We start from the raw sequence: 20,332 nt of genomic DNA, 5'->3' as shown, positions 1-20,332 counted from the left end.
ATTCCTACCTTATAGCTTGAGCAGTTTTTCGTCAGCATTTGTCCGGACTATAAGCAGACGTTGCGTCGGTCTGGTCATGGCGACGTACAGATCGGCGGCTGCCACAATGCGCGAAGGAGCGTTCTCCTCGATGATTCCCGGCTGCACCACCATCACCGCGTCATACTCCAGTCCCTTCACCATTTGGGTGGAGCAGACGGTCACCTGCTCATCCCAGGAGCTTTGCGCATCAAGACGGTCGAATTCCTTTGCCGGCAATGTTTCACGCAACTGTTCGTACACGCGCCTACGCAGTGGCTTGACCATATCATCAGGAGCAATGATGGCCACACGTCCAGTGCCGTCGGCGGATATGTACGAACGAACCAGATCGACGGTCTGTTGCGCCACGGCGTCGAAAATCAGACTTTCATCAGCCAAGGTGAGACGCTTGACCGAATCAGGCACGCCGCGAACCGCATTGACGGTGGAGATATACAAGCCTTCGGCGGCCGCGAAATCGCAGGCGAGTTGCGATACTTCCTTTGGATTACGGTAGTTGATCGTCAATTCGTTGAGCTGCCAATTGCGAGGTCCGAACAGAGGATCCATCATGCGTCGCCACGAACGGGTGCCTCCCAATGCGGACGTTTGCGCTACGTCGCCCACAATGGTGAACGAACGCGACGGGCAACGGCGGATGAGCATACGCCAATCCATGGCGGTGAGCTCCTGAGCCTCATCGACGACGATATGGCCATACGTCCATTCGCGGTCCGAAGCGGCGCGCTGCGCGGTGAGCTCGGCGTCCATACCATTGATGTTGTCCACCAACATTTGCGAGGTGACGATGCCTGAACCGATGCCGGCCTGCGCCAACGTGTCTTGCGCGAATTGCTCTTCTTCGGCGCGTTTGGCGTCCAACTCCTTTTGACGGGCGACCGCCTTCGGGTCGGGACCAAGCAGCTCCATGGCCTCATCTAACAAGGGAACGTCGCTGACTGTGAACGGCGATCCCTTCGGACGCGTCAGCGCTTCGATGTCTCGTTCCTCAAGCCAAGGTGCGAAACGGCGAAGCTGCTGCGGCTTGCAGAACAATTGGTCGACCAGCCATTCGCCGGTCATCGGCAGCCAGGCGAGATTCAACGTCTTACGCAGCGCATCGTTCATGCGCAGCTGCTGCATCACATCCGTCAACTCGGCCTGTTCCGGCTCGTAATCAAGTTTGTCCACATAACGGTTGCGCATGGCGATCAGCATGCTGTGCACGAAGGTTTCGCGTGCTTTGTTGTGCTGCTGTCGCGTGCGCTTGGCGTCGGTGATGGCCTGCTCGATATCCGTACGCACGATGGGCACAGTGAATCCGTTGACGCGAATCGACGGCAACTGCGAAGGAACACGTTCCCTTGCTGCGACGGCGTTGGCGATGGCCTTGGCCATGCGTCGGTCGCCCTTGAGTTTTGCTGCGAACGGATCGTCATGCGCTGTCGCGATTACGCCGGGAATGAGATCGGCGATGGTGCGGCTGACCACTCCGGTCTCGCCAAGGGAGGGCAGCACCTGGTCGATGTAGTGCAGGAACGTGGAGCTCGGGCCGACCACCAGCACACCGGAACGTTCGAGCATTCTGCGATGCGTGTAGAGCAGATATGCCGCACGATGCAGGGCGACGGCGGTTTTGCCGGTACCCGGACCGCCCTGCACCACCACGGCCTGATTGAGGCCCGCGCGGATGATACGGTCCTGTTCGGCCTGGATGGTGGCCACGATGTCGGTCATCTTGCCAGTGCGTTTGGCGTTCAATGATGCAAGCAGCGCGCCTTCACCGGTTAGCGTGCCGTCCGAGGACGCTTGGCCCACTTGGTCGGAATGCACATCAAGCACCTCATCTTCGACGCCGACCACTTCACGGAAACTCAGCGTGATATGGCGACGCATCACGATATCGCCATGATGTGAAGGCGTCGCCTCGTAGAACGGGCGTGCCGCGTCGGCTCGCCAATCGGTGAGGATCGGCTCATGGTGCTCGTCGGACAATCCGATACGACCGATGTACCGGTGCGCGCCGTGAACATCATCGAGCCTACCGAACACCAGACGGTCTTCGACCGCACGCAACTGGGTGAGACGGTCCTCGTACATGGTGGCGAAGGAGTCGCGTTCGGTGCGTTGCGTGGGCGAACCGTGCGAGCCAGCTGCGCGCACGGTGTCGAGACGGGCGCGAGCTTGAGCCCGTAGGTCGTCCAAGCGACCATAAGCGCGGCTGACGGCCTGTTGTTCTTCACGCAACTGGGCGGAATAACTCGACATCTACAATCCCTTCCTCACAAAACTTAGGCACTCCAATGTACCCCGAGGCTTCTACGAAAACGTTATTGCCAAGCGAAAAAGTGATGTTTCTGGGACAGGATGACGAATGAATTTCGATGGGGTTTGTTCATTGTGGGGAGAAACGTCCTTTTATTTGCTGATTTTTTCCATTTATGTGGGGATTTATGGTGACCTGTGGGGTAAAGTGGGGAAAGAGTCTCGGGCCTGAGGTGTTCCTGTGTGTCGGATAAGGAGGTGTGGTGATGGTTCAAAGCGTTGAAACCACGCCATTCTCCGAGGACGATGCAATGCAGGCGGGCGGCATGATGGCGGGATTGCCGCCATTGCTGCTGGGAACATACACTCCAAAAATCGACGCCAAAGGACGCATGGCACTGCCTGCGAAATTTCGCAGTCAATTGGGATCGGGCATGGTGATGGCCAGGGGGCAGGAGCGCTGCGTTTACCTGTTGCCCCAATCGGAATTTCGCCGGATTGCGTTGCAGATTCAGCGTACATCCATGGGCAACAAGGCTGCGCGCGACTATTTGCGCGTATTTCTTTCCGGTGCCGTTGATCAGGAGCCGGACAAGCAAGGACGTGTGCTCGTGCCGCAGATGTTGCGCGATTACGCGAATTTGGGAAGCGACATTGTGGTGATTGGTGTGGGAACCCGAGCTGAGATTTGGAATAAGCAGGCATGGGAGGAATATCTCGCCGACAAGGAGCAGGGATATTCCGATATTGCCGATGACGTATTACCGGCGGTGGAATTCTGATGACAGATGTGACAACGATTCATCAGCCAGTGTTGCTGCGTGACTGCGTGGATCTGGTGGCGCCTGCATTGGCGAAGCCAGGGTCGATCGCCGTGGATTGCACGCTTGGCTTGGCCGGGCATTCCACGGCATTCCTTAAAGCGAGCCCGCATGCTCGCCTGATTGGCATCGACCGAGACACTGAGGCCCTTGCGCTTGCCACGCAGCGAATGCAGATGGAAGGCCTTGCCGACCGCTTCATACCTGTGCATGCCGCATTCGACGATTTCGCGCAAGTGCTTGATGATCAGGGAATCGATCAAGTGAACGCCGTGTTCATGGATTTGGGATTGTCGAGTCTGCAGATCGATGAGACGGAACGGGGATTCTCGTATTCCCACGATGCGCCTTTGGACATGCGTATGGACGTGACCCAGCCATTGACCGCTGAGCAGGTGCTTGCCGATTATTCGTTTGCCGATCTGGTGCGCATTTTCCGTACGTATGGGGAGGAACGCTTCTCCAAGCAGATCGCCCGTGAAATTGTGCGTAGGCGTGAGATCGAGCCGTTGACCACATCAGGGCAGCTTAACCGTCTTGTGGATGAGGTTGTGCCGCAGGCGCACCGTCCTGCAGGAAATCCCGCAAAACGAGTGTTCCAAGCGCTGCGTATCGAAGTCAACGGTGAGCTCGACAAATTGGCGGGGACACTGCCCCAGATCGCCAACCATCTCGCGGTGGGAGGGCGTTTGGTGGTGGAGTCGTACCATTCACTGGAAGACAAAACCGTCAAAACATTCATGAACCAAGGTCTGAAAGCCGACGTGCCTGCGGACATGCCGGTGATTCCGCCGGATATGATGCCATTCTTCAAGGAACTCACGCGAGGCGCCATCAAAGCCGGCGACGAGGAAATCGCCATGAATCCGAGGTCGGCTTCCGTACGATTGCGTGCAGTGGAACTGACCAGACCAATTCCCGAACGCTGGCGAAAACGATTCGACCAAGGCAATAACTACGCAAGCATGAAACGACAAGGAAGGAGGGGCTGAACGTGTCCGCACCAAGAACGATCGCATCAAACGCGGCTCCCGCAGGACGCCGGAACCAAAACGAAACCGCAGGCACCACTCGCCCTGAATTGCATGTCGTAAAAGGAACACGTGCCGAAGGCAAGGGTGTCAAGCGGGGAGTCGAACAGCTCATCACATGGACTCGCACCAGAAGCACCCCATTGCTGCATTTGGTCATTGCCGTCGTTTTCCTTGGAGTCTGCCTTGTGGGATCCTTGATGCTACGCACCCAAATGGTGCAGCATTCCTTCGAAGCGAACCAGATCGAGTCGAACATCACCCGTTTGACGCAAGACGTGGAAGATGACCAGACCAAGCTTGACGAGCTTGAAGCCTCGCTGCCAAGCAAAGCTGAGGAAATGGGTATGGTGCCTCAAAAAGGTGCCTTGACGATTGATCTGAACGGCTATCAGCCAAGCGGAGACGACGCTCAGTGAATCCTTTTCGCAGCACGTACGCGCGTTTCCATAAGAAACTGCTTACAAAAACCATGGCCATCGGCGTCATTCTGGCGCTGATGGGCACGGCATGCCTCATCCAATTGGCCAACGTCCAGCTGGTCAACGGCAAAAGCATGGCGCAGGCCGCGGCGCAAAGCCGAACCATCACCGTGACATTAAAGGCGAGTCGTGGCAAAATCATGGACACGAACGGTTCGATCCTCGCACAGAGCGTGGAACGATACACCATCATCGGCAATCCCGAGGAGGCGCAGGCCTTCACGCCAACAACCTGCACCAAACAGACGGGAGACAACTGCCACCAGATCGACGGCAAACCGGTAAGTGCCACAGGAGCCGCGGCCGTGGCCAGGCTACTCGCCCCGGTACTGGGCATGGATGCTACCGAATTGGGTGCCATGCTCTCGGGAACAGGCCAATACGCGGTGCTGAAGAAAGACGTGACGCCGGCGGTTAAACGCAAAATCTCCAAGCTCAATTTGGGCGGTATCGTCTATGCGGAACTCAGCAACGAACGCATCTATTCCAACGGAACCTTGATGGGAGCGTTGTTGGGAGGCGTCGATGGCGAAGGCAAAGGCGTTGCCGGTATCGAACAAATGGAAAACAAGACGCTGACCGGCGAAGATGGATACCAGGTCTACCAACAAGGCAACAACGGCGTCGAAATCCCCGGAACCATGACCGAATCGAAAGATGCGGTCAACGGATCCGACGTCACACTGACCATCGATCACGACGTGCAGTGGTATGTCAAAAAAGTACTGAGAGAAAGCTGCGAGAAATACAGTTCGCCATGGGGAATCGCCGTGGTGCAGGACACTCAAACAGGGGATATTCTCGCGCTCGCCGACAGCGACGAGATCGAAGCCGGCAGCGATCAGGCGAAGATGACGGTTTCCAGGGCCGTCAGCGAAACGTTTGAGCCCGGTTCCATTGGCAAGGTCTTCACAATGTCGGGCATGATCCAGCTTGGATTGCATCAGGCGTCAGACAAATTCACCGTGCCGGACCATATCACGGTGAACGGGCAGACCTACAGCGATGCGACCACCCACGGTGCCGAACACTGGACCCTTGCGGGCATTCTCGAGCAATCGTCGAACGTTGGCATGATCATCGCAGGGGAGAAGATGTCTAACGAGCAGCGATACGATTTCATCAGAAAATTCGGTATCGGCCAAGACAATAGGCTCGGACTTCCTGGCGAATCGGATGGTTTGCTATATTCGGCCGATCAATGGGATCTGCGAACCCAGAACACCGTGTTGTTTGGCCAGGCTTACACGACCAATGCACTTCAGCTGACGAATGCGGTTGCCGTGATCGCCAATAAGGGCGTCAAGAAGCCGCAGCGCATCATCAAAACGATCAGCGATGCCGAGGGACATTCCGAAGAGCAAAAGCCCAAGGGCGAGGCGACGCGCGTGATTGACGAGCAGGTGGCCTCTCAGGTGATGAACGCCATGGAATCCGTGTCCGACCATTACTCCCAGTTCATCAAGGTGGATGGTTATCGTGTCGCAGCAAAGTCCGGTACGGCGGAAGTCGCTGGTGCCGATGGCAGACTGTCGTCGATTATCAGCGATTATTCGGCGATTATTCCCGCAGACAATCCTCGCTTTGTCGTCACGGTGGTGCTGAAGGATCCGCAAGGCGTTTTTGGTGGTCTGACGGCAGGTCCGGTTACCGCGGAGATTGGTGAATTCCTTATGCAGAAGTATGAAGTGCCGGCGTCAAGTCCGCGAACTGATGCTATTCCAGTAACGTGGTGAGTATGCAAGCATGAAGAACGGAGGGGCGGAAAGATGAGCGCGGTCAGTGAGTCCATGAACAGACGAATGACATTGGGTCTGCTTGCCAGCAGATATGGCTTTGACTTGGATCCTACGTTTGCCACTGAAGTGACGATCACGTCCATTGCGGACGATATCGATTCGGTGCGGCCGGGATCGTTGTTCATGCCGTCCGCACCGGTGGATGAGCAACAGTTGCGTCAGGCTCAAGCACTTGGCGCATATGGTGCGGTGGTGCCTCATGCGTTGCGTGGTAAGACGGAAGGTATACAGATTCCTGTGATCTATGCCGAGCCGACCGCACAGCAGTTGGGTAGGCTTGCCAGCGAAATGGCGGGTAGCCCGTCCGATTCGTTGGCGGTGTTCGCCGTGGCGGGAAACGATGCGCAGGCGGTGGACCAGGGAGTGAGGGATCTTGCTGATTTCCTGCATATGCTTGGTAATCCGGTTGGTGTGATCAGCTCGGGCAATTCGCAATCGTTGGAACGATATCTCGATCTGGACTATCCATTATCGATTCTTGACGTGCAGCGTACGATGGCTGTGTGCGCTGAAGACGGTGCTGCTGCTGTGATTCTCGCTTTGAGCGAGGAGACGTTGAAAGACGACGCATTGCAGTCGGTAAGTGTCGATGTGCTTGGTTGCGATGACAATGGTCTAGGCGAAGCCGAGATCGTCAAATCGGTTGCGCGATTTGGATGCGCTGTCGGAAAGCGGACCCATATCGCCGTCCGTACGCAGGAATCCGATGTACTCGCATCGCAAGCGGCAGCGGCGTACGGGCAGACGAACAGCAGCGCATTGTCGCTGTCCATATCGATGGTGCTTGCGGCGGGTGTACGCAAGGCCAATATCAAAAGCGCGTTGCGCGTATCCCGAGATCTGAACTAGTTTCAATCGGAACGGATACGTAAAGCACACACGATAATCGCAAACAACGTGAACAGTAAACGGAACAGCAACACAGAGGAGAAAACACAGTGAGCAGCCTGACCATGATGCCAATGAGCTTGGAGGAGATCGCCCAGGCGGTTCAGGGACGGCTGATTGCCGGAACTGCGGCGGTGAATGTGCCGGTGGCCACCAGCGCATTCACCGATTCACGGCAAATCATTGAAGGTTCGGTTTTCGTAGCGATTGCCGGAGAGCGTGTGGACGGTCACGATTACGTGCCGCACGTGGGCGCTCAAGGTGCCGTTGTCGCAATAGTCGACCATGCGATCGCCGACGCCGGTGTGCCTCAGATTGTGGTGGAGAATACGGTGCTGGCCTTGGGGGCGTTGGCCAAGCACAATATCGAGCGCCGTCGCGCGCTGGGGACTCCGTTTACGGTGGTCGGCATCACCGGTTCTGTCGGCAAGACCACCACCAAGGATCTTATGAAGGCGTTGCTGTCTCATATGGGACCGACGGTCGCACCGGTCGGATCGTTTAATAACGAAATCGGCCTGCCTTTGACCTCGCTCAAAGTAAATGCCGAAACTCGTTTTCTGGTAGCGGAAATGGGTGCCAACCATGTTGGGGAAATCGCTAATCTGACGTCGCTGGTGCCGCCGGACATCGCGGTTGTGCTGAAAGTCGGCGTCGCGCATTTGGGCGAATTCGGCTCTGTGGAACGCATCGCGCAGGCCAAGTCGGAAATCATTCATGGCCTCGTTCCCGGGGGTCTTTCCGTGCTGAATGCGAACGACGAGCACGTGGCTGCGATGAGCGCCTTCGCTCCGGGCGACGTGATGTGGTTCGGACTTCCGAATGGTGATGGTGGCAATCCTGCGATCACCGCTCAGCATGTGCGTTGCGACGAGTTGGACCATCCGTCCTTCACTCTGGAAAACGGTGATGGTGAACATGCCGAAGTCACCTTGGGCATCTGCGGTCAGCATAATGTCATGAATGCGCTTGCCGCCGCTTCGGTGGCGATGCGTTTGGGCATGTCGATTGGCGAGGTCGCATCAGCATTGTCGGATGTGACGGCCATCAGCCCCCATCGTATGGCTGTTTCCACCGTGAACAAGCAGGAAACGTCATTCACGCTGATTGATGATTCATTCAACGCCAATCCTGATTCCATGAAAGCTGGTCTTGACGGATTGCTGCGTTGGAAGGCTGGTTCCGAAAGCCAGCCATTCCGTATTGCGGTGTTGGGCGCCATGCTTGAGCTTGGTCCGGATGAAAAGGATTTGCATGTTGGTATCGGCCGGTATGCGTTGGAAGGCGGGGTTGATGCGCTGCTGACGGTTGGCAGTGCATCCGATGCCTCTCTGGACGCTCTGGCAGGTGCCATGGCTGACGGCGCATCATTGGCGGGAGACGCTTCTCACGTCTATTGGGTCCACGATATCGATGAGGCCGATTGTCTTGTGACGCGACTCGCCGTTGAACATCCAGGTGCCGTGGTGCTGCTTAAAGGTTCCCACGCTTCCGGCTTGAGCGCTCTGGCCGAACGTTGGCAGGACCTGGCCGCACAATAGAACAAAAGCACTTAGCAAGATTTGAATAATCGAATAATCGACGTTATCTGAAGAATGTCTGACTGAAACGGAGAACATCAGGTGATTTCGCTCATCATCGGAATTGTGGTGTCGCTGGGCGTGACGATTGTGGGAACCCCGCTGCTGATTCGTTTGGTGCACAAGCTTAATTACGGGCAGTACATACGCCAAGATGGTCCGAAGTCCCATCTGGTCAAGCGTGGCACGCCTACGTTGGGTGGCTTGGTCATCAATCTGGCGGTTGTGTTGGGCTGGGGCTCGTCGGCATTGTATCGCTTCATCACCAGGGGAGAGGTACCGTCATGGTCGGCACTGCTGGTGCTGTTCGCTATGCTATCGATGGGTATGCTGGGATTCATCGACGATTTCGCGAAGGTTCGCAAAAAGCAGAGTGAAGGTCTGACGGTCAAAGGCAAATTCATCGGTCAGTTCATTCTCGCTACCATTTATGCGGTGCTGGCGTTGCTTCTGCCGACGAACTCCGGTTTCCCCAGCGCGCAGGCCGGCATGAGCTTCATTGAAAAGCCGTTTTTCAGTTTCGAGTTCGCAGGCAAAACCGTGGCCATCGTGCTATTCGTGATTTGGGTGAACTTCCTGATGACCGCATGGACCAATGCCATCAACCTGACCGATGGTCTTGACGGATTGGCCGCTGGTTCTTCGATGATTGCATTCATGGGATATGCGGTGATTGCTTTTTGGGAGTTCTACCATCTCAAGGGCTCGGGGCATGAAGGCTTCGCCTACGCGGTGTCTGATCCCCTTGATTTGACCATCATCGCGGCCTGTACGGCGATGGCGTGCTTCGGATTCCTGTGGTACAACTCCAATCCGGCATCCATTTTTATGGGAGATACCGGTTCTCTGGCGCTTGGCGGCCTGTTCGCGGCCATGTCCATCGCCACGCACACGGAATTTCTGGCGATTATCCTTGGTGGCCTGTTCGTGATTGAAACCATGAGCGACGTTATTCAGGTCGGATATTTCAAGATGACACGCAAGCGTGTGTTCAAGATGGCTCCGATCCATCATCACTTCGAATTGAAGGGGTGGCCGGAAGTCAAGGTTGTGATTCGCTTCTGGATGATTGAATTGCTGTTTGTGCTAGTTGCGTTGGTGATTTTCTACGGCGATTGGGTCGCCCGTTCCGGTCTGTGACGGCTGTTGCGTTCCGTTGATATGCCGAACGGCTGCAACATGACTGTGACATGTAAGGAATATCAAGGCATATGAGGTTCCGACAATCGAAGGATGATGGATATGGATATGAGCGGTAAGACCGTGATTGTGGCGGGTCTTGGAGTTTCCGGACAAAGCATGATGGAAGTGTTGGGTTCCCGCGCCGAAAAAGTGCTTGGCGTGGATGAAAAGAAGCCTGATGCTGATTTGCACTCCTTTGATCGCATCGACTGGGATCATGTTGATTTGGTTATGACTTCGCCGGTGTTCAATCCGAGGACGCCGTTTATTCTTGAGGCGCAACGTCGTGGCATTCCTGTGATGAGTGAGGTTGAGCTTGCTTGGCAGCTGCGAGTGAATTGCGATTCTACCGGCGAACCAGCGCAATGGATCGGCATCACCGGCACCAACGGCAAAACCTCCACTACGGAAATGACTTCGGAAATGCTGACGGCTTGCGGTCTGACGGCACCGGCTGTCGGCAACATCGGCAAGGCGGTGTCCCATGCCGTGGTAGATCCGGCAAATGATGTGCTATGCGTTGAGCTGAGTTCCTTCCAGCTGCATTTCACCGATTCGCTGGCTTTGGATTGCGCTGCGATCACCAATATCGCGGATGATCATCTTGACTGGCATGGCGGCATTGATAATTATGCGGCGGATAAGGCGAAGGTCTTCCACCGCGTCAAGAAGGCTTTGGTATACAACGCTGATGACGAGCGTGTGACTAAGCTGGCGTTCGCCGCCGAGACGGCGGAAGGCTGCCGCAAGGTCGGATTCACTCTGTCTGAGCCGCAAGATGGTCAGATCGGCGTGAAGGACGGCTGGATCGTCGATATGTCCGGCATCGCAGGTGGCAAGCCCGGAACGCCGGAGCAGGTCGCCAAGGTGTCTGAGTTCACGCATCTGACTGAGCCTGATGGCACGGTGTACCCGCATTTGCTTGCCGACGCGTTGACCGCATTGGCGCTGGTGCTGGGGCTTGGCGCAGACAAAGAGAAAGCCATCGCATCTCTGAAACAATTCACGCCAGGTGGGCACCGCATTCAGACCGTCGCCACCGCCACCACGCAAGATGGGGGCAGCATCCGTTTCGTGGATGATTCCAAAGCGACCAATGCACATGCGGCCAAGGCATCGCTCAACAGTTTTGCGGACAAATCCGTGGTGTGGATCGCTGGAGGATTGGCCAAGGGCAGCCGTTTCGAACAGTTGGTGGCAGAACAGGCGCACACCATCAAAGCCGCGGTCATCATCGGCAAAGATCAGCGGCCTATCTTGGACGCGTTCGCAGCGAGCGCTCCCGACATTCCGTTGACCATCATCGATCCGGCGAATAATGATGTCATTATGGAACGGGCTGTCGATGCTGCGGGTGAATATGCCCAATCCGGCGATGTGGTGCTGATGGCGCCTGCCTGCGCGTCCATGGATCAGTTCAAGTCGTATGCCGATCGTGGAAACCAGTTCGCGCAGCAGGCTCAGCGTTGGGTGAATGAGTATGGAGAAGCCTAGAACCAGGCAGAGTGACGGTACCCGTCAGAAGCAGAGTGACGGTACCCGTCAGAAGAGGCGGGCGGCTGAAGAACGGGTCGACGATTTTCGTGGTTATGTCGGTCTGCGAAGTCTGCTTAATCCGATTTGGTGTTTTCACGGGTTTAGGGTCTCTGTGATTATCCTCACCATTTTCGGTGTGATCATGGTGTTTTCCAGCTCTTCGGTGAATATGATCGCCAATGGCCAATCTCCGTGGTCACAAGCGATTAAGCAGGGTGGATTCTGCGTTCTCGGACTTATTGTGGGTGTGGCCTGCATGATGGTTCCGGCGGAGCTTATCAGAAAAGTCAGTTTCGCTTTTCTGTTCGTCGCCCTGTGCTTGCAATCGTTGACGTTTACTCCGTTAGGTATTGATGTTCAGGGCAATAAAGGTTGGATTGGCGTTTTTGGATTTACCTTCCAGCCGGCGGAGGTCGTCAAGCTTGCGCTATGCGTATGGCTGCCTCGGGAGCTGATTGACGCGCAGAAGCAGATAAAAAAGGTGGAGCCGTTCCAGGCATATCGCAAGTTGATTGTGTGGCTTGGTCTTGCATTGCTGTTGGTTGTGGGTGGCAAGGATCTTGGTACGGCCATGATTCTCCTTGCGATTGCGGGGACCGCGTTGTTGCTGGGAAATTTTCCTGGCAAATGGCTGGCTATTGTGGCATGTGGCGGTGTGGCTTTGGTTGGCGGTCTTGTTATCAGCAGTCCGAATCGACTTGGCCGCATCATGGCTACATATCAGACTTGTTCTACGGCCGATATGCAGGGTGTCTGCTATCAGGCGGTGCATGGCAAATACGCCATGGCTTCCGGAGGCTTGCTGGGTGTGGGGATCGGCAATTCAGGAGAAAAATGGGGATATCTTCCGGAAGCGCACAACGACTTCATTTTCGCCATCATTGGTGAGGAAACGGGTTTCGTTGGCGCTTCGTTGGTGATTCTGCTGTTCCTTGTGCTTGGATGGTGCATGCTGGTGGTGGCTATCCAAGCACATGACAGATATATCACTTTGGTGCTGGCCAATATTACCGTGTGGATCGTCGGTCAGGCGTTTGTGAACATTGGTGTCGTGGTGGGGCTGTTCCCTGTGATGGGTGTGCCTTTGCCTTTCGTGTCGGCCGGTGGTTCGTCGTTGATTCTGTGTTTGGGTGCTGCGGGCGTGACCGTCAGCATGATGAAACAGCAGCCGCAGATTCAAGCGGAAATCCAGCGGGCCTGAAAAGCTACTGTTGTCTGCGGGGTGCTGTCGTATGCGGCGGTACCCAAACGTAGATGAAATGTGAGTATCCTTGCGAGCATCGGTATGGCGCATGGTGTGCCGGGATGCCGTGGACTAAGCTCGTACGTTATGAGCAATCAGAAGCATATCGTTCTAGCCGGCGGTGGTACGGCAGGTCATGTCAATCCTCTGCTCGCCGTGGCACATGTGATTCGCGAGCTTGAGCCGGATGCCGATATCGCGGTGGTAGGCACCGCAGTCGGTTTGGAACACGAGTTGGTTCCGCAAGCGGGCTTCGAGCTGGAAACCATTGAGAAGGTGCCCTTCCCCCGTAGGCCCAATATGGCGGCATTGAAGTTTCCCGCGCAGTGGAAGGCTGAAACGGCCAAGGTTCGGGACATTCTCACCCGTCACGAGGCGCAGGTGGTCGTCGGATTCGGTGGATACACGTCGGCTCCCGTGTATGCGGCCGCGCACAAGATGGGCATTCCGATTGCGATGCATGAGCAGAACGCCCGTGCTGGCATGGCCAACAAGCTGGGCGCGCGCTGGGCGTCCATGATCGGCACCGCGTACGCGCAAACCGGTTTGAAACCACGCAAGGGTGTTGAAGCCGAACGTGTGGGATTGCCGTTGCGTGCTGAAATCGCGGCAATAGCCGAAGGTATGGAACATGACCGTGCAGCCACAAGGCAAACGGCTGCAGCGCAGCTGGGAGTCGATCCGAACCGTCCTCTGGTGGTGGTGACCGGAGGATCGTTGGGCGCTGTGAACGTGAATCGTGCGGTGGCGGCTTCCGCCAAGGAATTGCTGGAACATGCGCAGGTGATTCACCTGACGGGAAAAGGCAAAGACGATGAGGTGCGTTCGTTGGTGTCGGTGAGTGCTGGAGAGCAGGTGCTTGGTGAGCTTGGACCAGAACATGTCAACGACGGTGATTATCGAGTCGCGCCTTACCTGGAACGTATCGATCTTGCGTTCGCTTGCTCCGATCTGATTATCTGCCGTTCCGGAGCGGGCACCGTTTCGGAATTGACTGCTTTGGGACTTCCTGCGATTTATGTTCCATTACCGATCGGCAACGGCGAGCAGCGTTTCAACGCTCAGCCGGTCGTCGATGCGGAAGGTGGTCTGATGGTGGCGGACACTGACTTCACTGCCGAATGGGTCAAACGTCATGTGCCGAATCTGCTAGCCGATTCGGATGCGCTTGCCAGGTATGGCGATAACGCTTGGAAATACGGTATTCGAGATGCCGCCGAAGTCATGGCCAGGCGTGTGCTTTCCATGATTGACGAAAGGTAAGCCGTAGCGACGGCAGATGCGTCCGTCGCATTTGAAGTCGCGTTCCGGATCTCACCCATGATTGGTCAAATACGAGACCATGGGTGAGACCATAATGGAACAAGCTAAACATAATATGCAAGAGGAGCAGTCGTGACTGACAACCAGCGTGAAGCCGGTACCATTATTCTTGATCCAACCCATGTGTCATTCAGCCATCAGGAAGGCGTGAACGATCTGGGAGCCACCCATTTCATCGGCATCGGAGGCGCAGGCATGAGCGTACTTGCCGAGATGCTGCACGAGCAGGGCGTGGAGGTGGATGGCTCGGATCGCGAACCCAGCGCCAAAACCGATCGTTTGCAGGGGCTTGGCATTGCCGTCGAATTCGGACAGCGCGAGGAAAACGTCGAAGGCAAACGAACTATCGTTTTTTCCAGCGCCATCAAGCCTGACAATCCGGAAATCGTCGCAGCACATGCGGCGGGCGAACGCATCGTGCATCGCAGCGACATTCTTTCGTTGCTGATGAATACGAAACGTGCGGTAACGGTTGCGGGAGCCCATGGCAAAACCACGACCAGTTCCATGCTCGCCCATATTCTTACCCATGCCGGTGAGGGAAATCTGGCTGATCCAAGCTATGCCATTGGCGGATCCATCCAAGGCAAGGACGGCATGATGCTTGATGGAGGCCATGCAGGCCAAGGTGACGTGCTTGTGGCGGAAGCCGATGAATCCGATGGAAGCTTTGCTAAATATCATCCGGAAATCGCGATTGTCACCAATTCCGAAGCTGACCATCTCGACCATTATGGAACGCAGGAAAACTATCGAGCGGCTTTCGTGGACCATGTTCAGCATGCCGTCAAATCGGTGGTGATGTGCGGTGACGACGAAGGAAATCTGGCTGTGTTGCGCGCTCTTGAAGCGTCTGTGGCAGCGCATACGGTCGTGTACGCGACGCAGGATGCGGCTTCGTTGGGTGATCTGAATGGGGCGGCGTTCGTACATATCGAATCGGAAAGTGAAAGCGCGCAAAGCGGTGCCGAACATTTCACCTTGCATGTGCCCGCGGGACTGCTGAGTGAACAGGAACGTATGATTCCCGTGAAGCTCACCGTTCCGGGCATTCATAATGCGCGCAATGCTTCCGCGGCGATTATCGCGGCCTCATTGCTGGGAGTTGACATTGAGAAGGCCGCCGAAGCGGCTACGTCATTCCTCGGTGCAGCCCGTCGCTTCCAAGTGCGCGGCACCGTCAGTCAGGTGACCGTCGTTGACGATTACGCGCATCATCCCACTGAGATTTCGGCTTTGCTGGATGCTGCCCGCCGTAAATATCCGCAATCGGCGATTCGTGTGATTTTCCAGCCGCATTTGTTCTCCCGCACCAGGTTTTTCGCGGAAGCATTCGCGGAGGCGCTGGCTAAGGCGGATGATGTGATTGTCACTGGCATTTTCCCCGCACGTGAAAAGCAGGAGGATTATCCGACGGTCGGCCCGGCCACCATTGTGGATGAGGCTCTTAAGCTCGACCACACGCCTGCCGAGGATTGGATCCGTGGGGTGGAAGACATGCACACCGCGGCGCAGATGATGGTGATGCGCGCCCATCATGGTGATGTCATCTTCACCGTTGGCGCTGGTGATATCACGCAGATGGACGAGGTGATATTGCACGCGCTTCAGGCTCATCGCTGGGATTGTGAGGGCTGATGGCGCGAAGGGTCGTCAGCTCCGGTACGGGTTCGGATGGTTCTGAAACGATGTCTGAAAAGCATGCGTTGCACGGCAGAACCATTCAAAGCCGGAAACAGTCCGACTCCACGGCTCGGTCTCAACCGAAGGGTCGTTCCATTGCCGGAGGAGCGGGGCGTTCGTCTTCTTCCGTGAACCATGCGCAGGCGGAAGCCGAAATGGAGCGCGGAGGCAAGAACAAGACGAGTCGTTCCCGGTCAGGTGACTTCGTGGATGCGCGCAATCTTGCAGGCGAGGATTTCGTTGCGAAGACGTTGGAGGAAACCACTGGCACTTTGGGGGTGGTCACCCGTCCGAAAGTGGTTGATTTCGGCGCGCGGTTGAAGGAACGACGTAAGGCGAATGCGCGTGTTGTGGCGATGCGGGCCGTCGTGTTGGCCGCGGTTGCGGTCGTCGTGGTGGCGTTGGCATGGTTGTTTTTCTTCTCATCGGTGTTTCGTCTTGAACCTGGCAATATTTCCGTTGTCGGGGCCAACGAATGGGTGAGCGAGTCGCAGGTATTGGATATTGCCGGTCGGCAGGCCGGGAAATCGATTCTGCTGGTATCAAACAACGATGTAGAAAAGAAAATCAAGGAGATACCGGGAGTCACTTCCGCGCAATCCAAGAAGCAATTTCCGAACTCCCTTGAAGTGACCATCAAAGCGCAAAAGCCGGCTGCGATGCTTAAAACAGGTGAAGACAGCATGACCGCGGTCGATAGCAAGGGGCGTATATTGAATTCCGTCAGCGGTGCCTCCGTGGATGGAATTCCCGTCATCGAAGTGAAGGATGTCGATACGAGTCTGAGCAACCGCTCCATTAAGGAGGCGCTGAAGATTCTGAGCTCGCTGTCTGAATCGATGCGTAACTCCATTACCAAGGTGACGGCTGAAACCCAGGATTCCATCACCACGGAAATCAATGGGGGAGGCCGCGTGATCGTATGGGGCGACTCTTCCGATCTTAAGTTGAAGAAAGCCGTTGTCGACAAGATTATCAATGATCCAAATGTGATTGGAGACAAACACAACGTCGACGTGTCCGCGCCTCTACGCCCGATCATCAAATAGTGGTGAAGACGTCGCTGAAAATAGGGGGAATTGCATACGTTGAGTATCAGGTTTGATATATGAAGGGCCCCAGTTGCCTTGCGTGAACCGCACCCCGATTGTTGGACTGAAGAAATTCAGATTCGATGATCGGAGGTGCGGTTCATTGCTGAGGGAGGGGCTTTTTGTTGTTCGGGGGCTTGTTCCGTGGCAACGTTTTGGCAACATTTTTTAGAAAACGACGTGATTTTCGTAATCTCGATAAACGTCAACAACAGTCGCAAATCGTTGGAAATAAAGGAAAAGCCGCCATTTCTGGCGGCTTTTAATCCGTGGAGATGCGGGGAATTGAACCCCGGTCCGATAACCGAACCCTCAGTCTTCTACGTGCGTAGTCTGCTGGCCGTGCGGCGGTTTTTCTGCCCCCATCGATGTCGCAGACAACTGATGGCGAGCATATCTACAGTAAAAGTCCCTTGCCGGCCCTGTGGCTCAGCCGACAAAGCAAGTCTTCTTAACGACGCTCAACATCCTCCCAAAGACGAGAAGGAGTGAACGGAGCGGCTGCTCACTGGTTAATCCTGGCGCGAAGCTCAGGCAGCGAGAGCGAACTCAGTGCGGTTAGATTTAGCACTTATTCTTTTGTAGGGGGCATCCACGAGCGGACCCTACGTTCTCGGCACGCTTCCCTGCGACGAACAGGTCACCGTCGAAACCGATCATCCCCAATCTTGAATTATCAAGCACCCGGTGCAAGACCGGACTTTTCAAGATATCACGGAATGTCAATAATCGCAAATCATATGCTGCTTTTCTTGTGCTGTGAGCGAAGTCGGAACATGGACTTACTGCCTGACCTGAATGTCGAAATAATTCATGACCAATTCGCAGAACGTCATATTGGCCCGGCTGAACCATGGTCGGGCATAGGAGTTCGGGATTGCACCAATTGCGGATTGAATATGAGCATGAAAAACGAGGCCATGATGGCAGACGTGGCCTCGTTGGTGATGATAGGGGGGTAGGATTACTTACCGGCTTCGGCGAGATAATCTGGAACGCCTTCCGCTGGGTATGTCGGCCAGCCGCCTTCCTTGGTACACACGTAGGCAGCGGTGTTCACGGCGGCACGATGCGCTTCCTTGAGTGGAGCACCGGTCAGCAGCTTGCCGGTGAAGGAGCCGGAGAAGGAATCGCCGGCGCCGACGGTATCTGCAACCTCGACATGCGGGGTCAGCAGGGTGGAGACTTCGCCATTCTTGGCGGTGACGGTGCTGAACGTGGCACCGCCGGTCAGGATGATGTACTCGAGGTTGAAGCGGTCGATGAACCACTTGCATGCCCCTGTGTCATTGCACTCAGGAATGGAGAACCTGTCGCGCATCATGAGCAGCTCTTCGTCGTTGATCTTGAAGATGTTCGCGTAGCCGAGCAGCTCTTCGATGAGCTCATTGGAGTAGAAGTTGGCGCGCAGGTTGATGTCGAAGAACTTCAGTGCGCCTTCCTTGGTGTGCTTGAGCAGCTCGATGATGGTGTCGTGGGATTCGGGGGAGCGCAGGCCGAGGGTGCCGAAGCAGACGGCGTCGGCCTTGGATACGGCTTCAATGAGCTCGTCGGTGAGCTTGATGTGATCCCATGCCACGTTTTCGATGATGGTGTATTCCGGAATGCCGTTGGTCAGAGCCACATCAACCGTGCCGGTCGGGTATTCGTTGGCCTGCACCAGCGTGTTGATGCCGGCCTTATGGGCGTCTGCAAGCAGCTCATTGCCCAGTTCGTCGTTGCCGACCGCGCTGATGGCGAAGCTTTCCGCGCCGTTCTGAGACGCATGGTATGCGAAATTGACGGGTGCGCCGCCGGCACGCTTGCCGGTGGGGAGCATATCCCACAGGATTTCGCCGAGAGAGATGACGATTGGCTTGGACATGGTGTTCCTTTCTTTGGTTGTGGCGTGCTATGCGACGTCAAAGAACATCGAAGGATGTTCTAGAAAATTGGTGATGGCCACAGCTGCGGCACCGGTGACGGTGGCGTCCGTCGGAAGGCTGGACAGAGTGATTTCGGTATCGTGCTCGATTTCGGGAATGGTACGCTCGCGAACGACCCTTTTGACTTCGTCGAGCAGGGGTTGGCCTGCTTGGGAAATGATGTCTCCCAGCACGATATGCGTCGGATTGAAGGCGTTGATGATGTTGACCGCGCCGTATCCGATATATCGTGCGACTTCGGAAGTCAATTCCGTGGCCGCCTTGTCTCCCGTGGAAGCTTTGGCGAACAGTGCGGTGCACGCCTGTGCGTGGGTCATGGTTTCGCATCCTGGGACAATGCTTGGCTGCTTGTTGAGCCGCTCGTGAATCGCATTGGCCGAGCAGTAACGTTCGAGACACCCGTAATTGCCGCAATCGCAGGGTTTGCCATTGACGTCAACGGAGATGTGTCCGATTTCGGTGGCCGTGCCATGCGCCCCGTAATAGATCGAACCGTTATCGATGATGCCAAGGCCGATGCCTTCGCCAAGCAGATAGTAAGCGAGCGATCCTTCGGACGGCTCCGGGTTGAACAGGAACTGTGCCAAGGCTCCTGCACGTGCGTCCTGTTCCACGAATACGGGCACATTGAAGGCTTCGCTGAATTCCTTGATGAAATTGACTTTGCGCCAGCCCTGCATGGAGGAGACGAGTGCGGTATGCCCTTCTTCGACAAGGTACGGTCCGGGGACTGCCATGCCGACTGCCACGATTTTCTCGTCTTCGGCGATGAGGTGACGAATGGTGTTGTGGATCTGCTTGACTGTCTCGTCGATGTTTTCTTCGCTGACGGTCGGAAGATCGGTAAGCGAAATACGGTTGCATTTCAGGTCGAACAGACCGATTTGCACCAAGCTTCGTGCGAATTTCAAGCCAATCACATGGTATTTTCCGCAGTTGAGATTTAACCCGATGGAACGACGATTCTTATCGCCTTCCATGTCGCCGGTTTCTTCGATGATATCCTGTGCGAGCAGTTTTGCCGTGATTTTGGTGATTGCCGCAGGGGTCAATCCGATTGCTTTTGCGATTTGCGCACGTGAGCAGATGCCGTTGTGATACAGGTATTGCAGGATGCGGGATCGATTGTTTTCGGAAATCGATGATTGCTGAGCGCTGTAATTACTCATAACACCTCCTTGCGCCAGTGCACGGACCCTTCGTTGAAGTAGTTGATATATTAACGCCGTTAATTAGTTGATGCAAGTTCCGTCTTTCGGCGTGTCACAAGGACCGTCGATTCTCAATATGGGATTGGCTGTCTCATTATTTGACACACACTTTTCAGAAAAATATTAACTGCAAAACCGTTGTGATTGCTGAGTTTTTGTTAGATCGAGAAAGGGTGACATCGCAAAATGAGCTTCCGTGAAATGTTCCGCTAACAAAGTGTGCCCTACCCTTGTGGCACGTCGTTTTGGAG

General features: G+C 55.6%; 15 protein-coding genes and 1 other RNA gene. 12 read left to right on the top strand and 4 right to left on the bottom strand.

Annotation, left to right across the window (positions count from 1 at the left end; all coding sequences use genetic code 11):
* Positions 1-9: 9 nt before the first annotated feature.
* Positions 10-2,289 (bottom strand): HelD family protein, encoded by a 2,280-nt coding sequence (locus AH68_RS07210; protein WP_039198947.1) that lies wholly within the window; start codon positions 2,287-2,289, stop codon positions 10-12.
* Between the two features lie 308 nt (positions 2,290-2,597).
* On the opposite strand from AH68_RS07210, the gene mraZ reads away from it, so the two are divergent.
* The 12 genes from mraZ (at position 2,598) to AH68_RS07150 (ending at position 16,903) form a co-directional block, all read left to right on the top strand.
* Complete coding sequence (gene mraZ, locus AH68_RS07205; RefSeq protein WP_173405880.1) at positions 2,598-3,068, top strand: division/cell wall cluster transcriptional repressor MraZ; 471 nt, start codon at positions 2,598-2,600, stop codon at positions 3,066-3,068.
* Positions 3,068-4,099, top strand: coding sequence for a 16S rRNA (cytosine(1402)-N(4))-methyltransferase RsmH (gene rsmH, locus AH68_RS07200; protein ID WP_039198943.1), 1,032 nt, complete (start codon positions 3,068-3,070; stop codon positions 4,097-4,099). Before mraZ ends, rsmH begins: the two co-directional genes overlap by 1 nt.
* Positions 4,100-4,101: 2 nt before the next feature.
* Positions 4,102-4,557 (top strand): cell division protein FtsL, encoded by a 456-nt coding sequence (gene ftsL, locus AH68_RS07195; protein WP_039198941.1) that lies wholly within the window; start codon positions 4,102-4,104, stop codon positions 4,555-4,557.
* Positions 4,558-4,610: 53 nt separating this feature from the next.
* Complete coding sequence (locus AH68_RS07190; protein WP_052189185.1) at positions 4,611-6,356, top strand: peptidoglycan D,D-transpeptidase FtsI family protein; 1,746 nt, start codon at positions 4,611-4,613, stop codon at positions 6,354-6,356.
* Positions 6,357-6,389: 33 nt separating this feature from the next.
* Complete coding sequence (locus tag AH68_RS07185; RefSeq protein ID WP_039198937.1) at positions 6,390-7,268, top strand: hypothetical protein; 879 nt, start codon at positions 6,390-6,392, stop codon at positions 7,266-7,268.
* A gap of 104 nt (positions 7,269-7,372) precedes the next feature.
* Positions 7,373-8,848 carry a UDP-N-acetylmuramoyl-tripeptide--D-alanyl-D-alanine ligase gene (locus AH68_RS07180; protein WP_039199961.1) on the top strand — a complete coding sequence of 492 codons (1,476 nt, stop codon included), beginning with the start codon at positions 7,373-7,375 and terminating at the stop codon, positions 8,846-8,848.
* Positions 8,849-8,929: 81 nt separating this feature from the next.
* A complete protein-coding gene (mraY, locus tag AH68_RS07175) occupies positions 8,930-10,027 on the top strand; it encodes a phospho-N-acetylmuramoyl-pentapeptide-transferase (RefSeq protein ID WP_039198935.1) in 1,098 nt (365 codons plus the stop codon).
* A 96-nt stretch (positions 10,028-10,123) separates the two neighbouring features.
* Positions 10,124-11,563 (top strand): UDP-N-acetylmuramoyl-L-alanine--D-glutamate ligase, encoded by a 1,440-nt coding sequence (murD, locus tag AH68_RS07170; RefSeq protein WP_173405879.1) that lies wholly within the window; start codon positions 10,124-10,126, stop codon positions 11,561-11,563.
* Positions 11,550-12,806 carry a peptidoglycan glycosyltransferase FtsW gene (locus tag AH68_RS07165; RefSeq protein ID WP_144245716.1) on the top strand — a complete coding sequence of 419 codons (1,257 nt, stop codon included), beginning with the start codon at positions 11,550-11,552 and terminating at the stop codon, positions 12,804-12,806. Before murD ends, AH68_RS07165 begins: the two co-directional genes overlap by 14 nt.
* Positions 12,807-12,935: 129 nt before the next feature.
* On the top strand, positions 12,936-14,111 hold the full coding sequence (locus tag AH68_RS07160) for a UDP-N-acetylglucosamine--N-acetylmuramyl-(pentapeptide) pyrophosphoryl-undecaprenol N-acetylglucosamine transferase (protein WP_039199956.1): 1,176 nt from the start codon (positions 12,936-12,938) through the stop codon (positions 14,109-14,111).
* Between the two features lie 132 nt (positions 14,112-14,243).
* Positions 14,244-15,809, top strand: a complete 1,566-nt coding sequence (murC, locus tag AH68_RS07155; RefSeq protein ID WP_039198931.1) for a UDP-N-acetylmuramate--L-alanine ligase — start codon at positions 14,244-14,246, stop codon at positions 15,807-15,809.
* Positions 15,810-15,877: 68 nt separating this feature from the next.
* A complete protein-coding gene (locus AH68_RS07150; protein ID WP_144245768.1) occupies positions 15,878-16,903 on the top strand; it encodes a cell division protein FtsQ/DivIB in 1,026 nt (341 codons plus the stop codon).
* A 309-nt stretch (positions 16,904-17,212) separates the two neighbouring features.
* Here the strand turns inward: AH68_RS07150 and ssrA are convergent.
* The 3 genes from ssrA to AH68_RS07135 form a co-directional block, all read right to left on the bottom strand.
* Positions 17,213-17,609: a transfer-messenger RNA gene (gene ssrA, locus AH68_RS10370) on the bottom strand.
* A 300-nt stretch (positions 17,610-17,909) separates the two neighbouring features.
* Positions 17,910-18,809: a carbohydrate kinase family protein gene (locus AH68_RS07140; protein WP_039198924.1), complete on the bottom strand. Its 900-nt coding sequence runs from the start codon at positions 18,807-18,809 to the stop codon at positions 17,910-17,912.
* Between the two features lie 27 nt (positions 18,810-18,836).
* Positions 18,837-20,039 (bottom strand): ROK family transcriptional regulator, encoded by a 1,203-nt coding sequence (locus AH68_RS07135; RefSeq protein ID WP_039198922.1) that lies wholly within the window; start codon positions 20,037-20,039, stop codon positions 18,837-18,839.
* Positions 20,040-20,332: the final 293 nt, after the last annotated feature.

Origin of the sequence: Bifidobacterium catenulatum PV20-2, assembly GCF_000800455.1 — a bacterium.
GTDB lineage: Bacteria > Actinomycetota > Actinomycetes > Actinomycetales > Bifidobacteriaceae > Bifidobacterium > Bifidobacterium kashiwanohense_A.
The sequence above is the reverse complement of the archived record's forward strand: the minus strand, read 5'-3'. Positions and strand labels throughout refer to the sequence as shown.

Bases quoted from the DNA above. Each gene is read 5' to 3' on its own strand.
- AH68_RS07165 (WP_144245716.1), top strand. From the start codon at position 11,550: ATGGAGAAGCCTAGAACCAGGCAGAGTGACGGTACCCGTCAGAAGCAG.
- murD (WP_173405879.1), top strand. From the start codon at position 10,124: ATGGATATGGATATGAGCGGTAAGACCGTGATTGTGGCGGGTCTTGGA.
- AH68_RS07180 (WP_039199961.1), top strand. From the start codon at position 7,373: ATGATGCCAATGAGCTTGGAGGAGATCGCCCAGGCGGTTCAGGGACGG.
- rsmH (WP_039198943.1), top strand. From the start codon at position 3,068: ATGACAGATGTGACAACGATTCATCAGCCAGTGTTGCTGCGTGACTGC.
- mraZ (WP_173405880.1), top strand. From the start codon at position 2,598: ATGCAGGCGGGCGGCATGATGGCGGGATTGCCGCCATTGCTGCTGGGA.
- AH68_RS07140 (WP_039198924.1), bottom strand. From the start codon at position 18,809: ATGTCCAAGCCAATCGTCATCTCTCTCGGCGAAATCCTGTGGGATATG.
- AH68_RS07135 (WP_039198922.1), bottom strand. From the start codon at position 20,039: ATGAGTAATTACAGCGCTCAGCAATCATCGATTTCCGAAAACAATCGA.
- AH68_RS07185 (WP_039198937.1), top strand. From the start codon at position 6,390: ATGAGCGCGGTCAGTGAGTCCATGAACAGACGAATGACATTGGGTCTG.
- AH68_RS07210 (WP_039198947.1), bottom strand. From the start codon at position 2,289: ATGTCGAGTTATTCCGCCCAGTTGCGTGAAGAACAACAGGCCGTCAGC.
- AH68_RS07160 (WP_039199956.1), top strand. From the start codon at position 12,936: ATGAGCAATCAGAAGCATATCGTTCTAGCCGGCGGTGGTACGGCAGGT.
- AH68_RS07190 (WP_052189185.1), top strand. From the start codon at position 4,611: ATGGCCATCGGCGTCATTCTGGCGCTGATGGGCACGGCATGCCTCATC.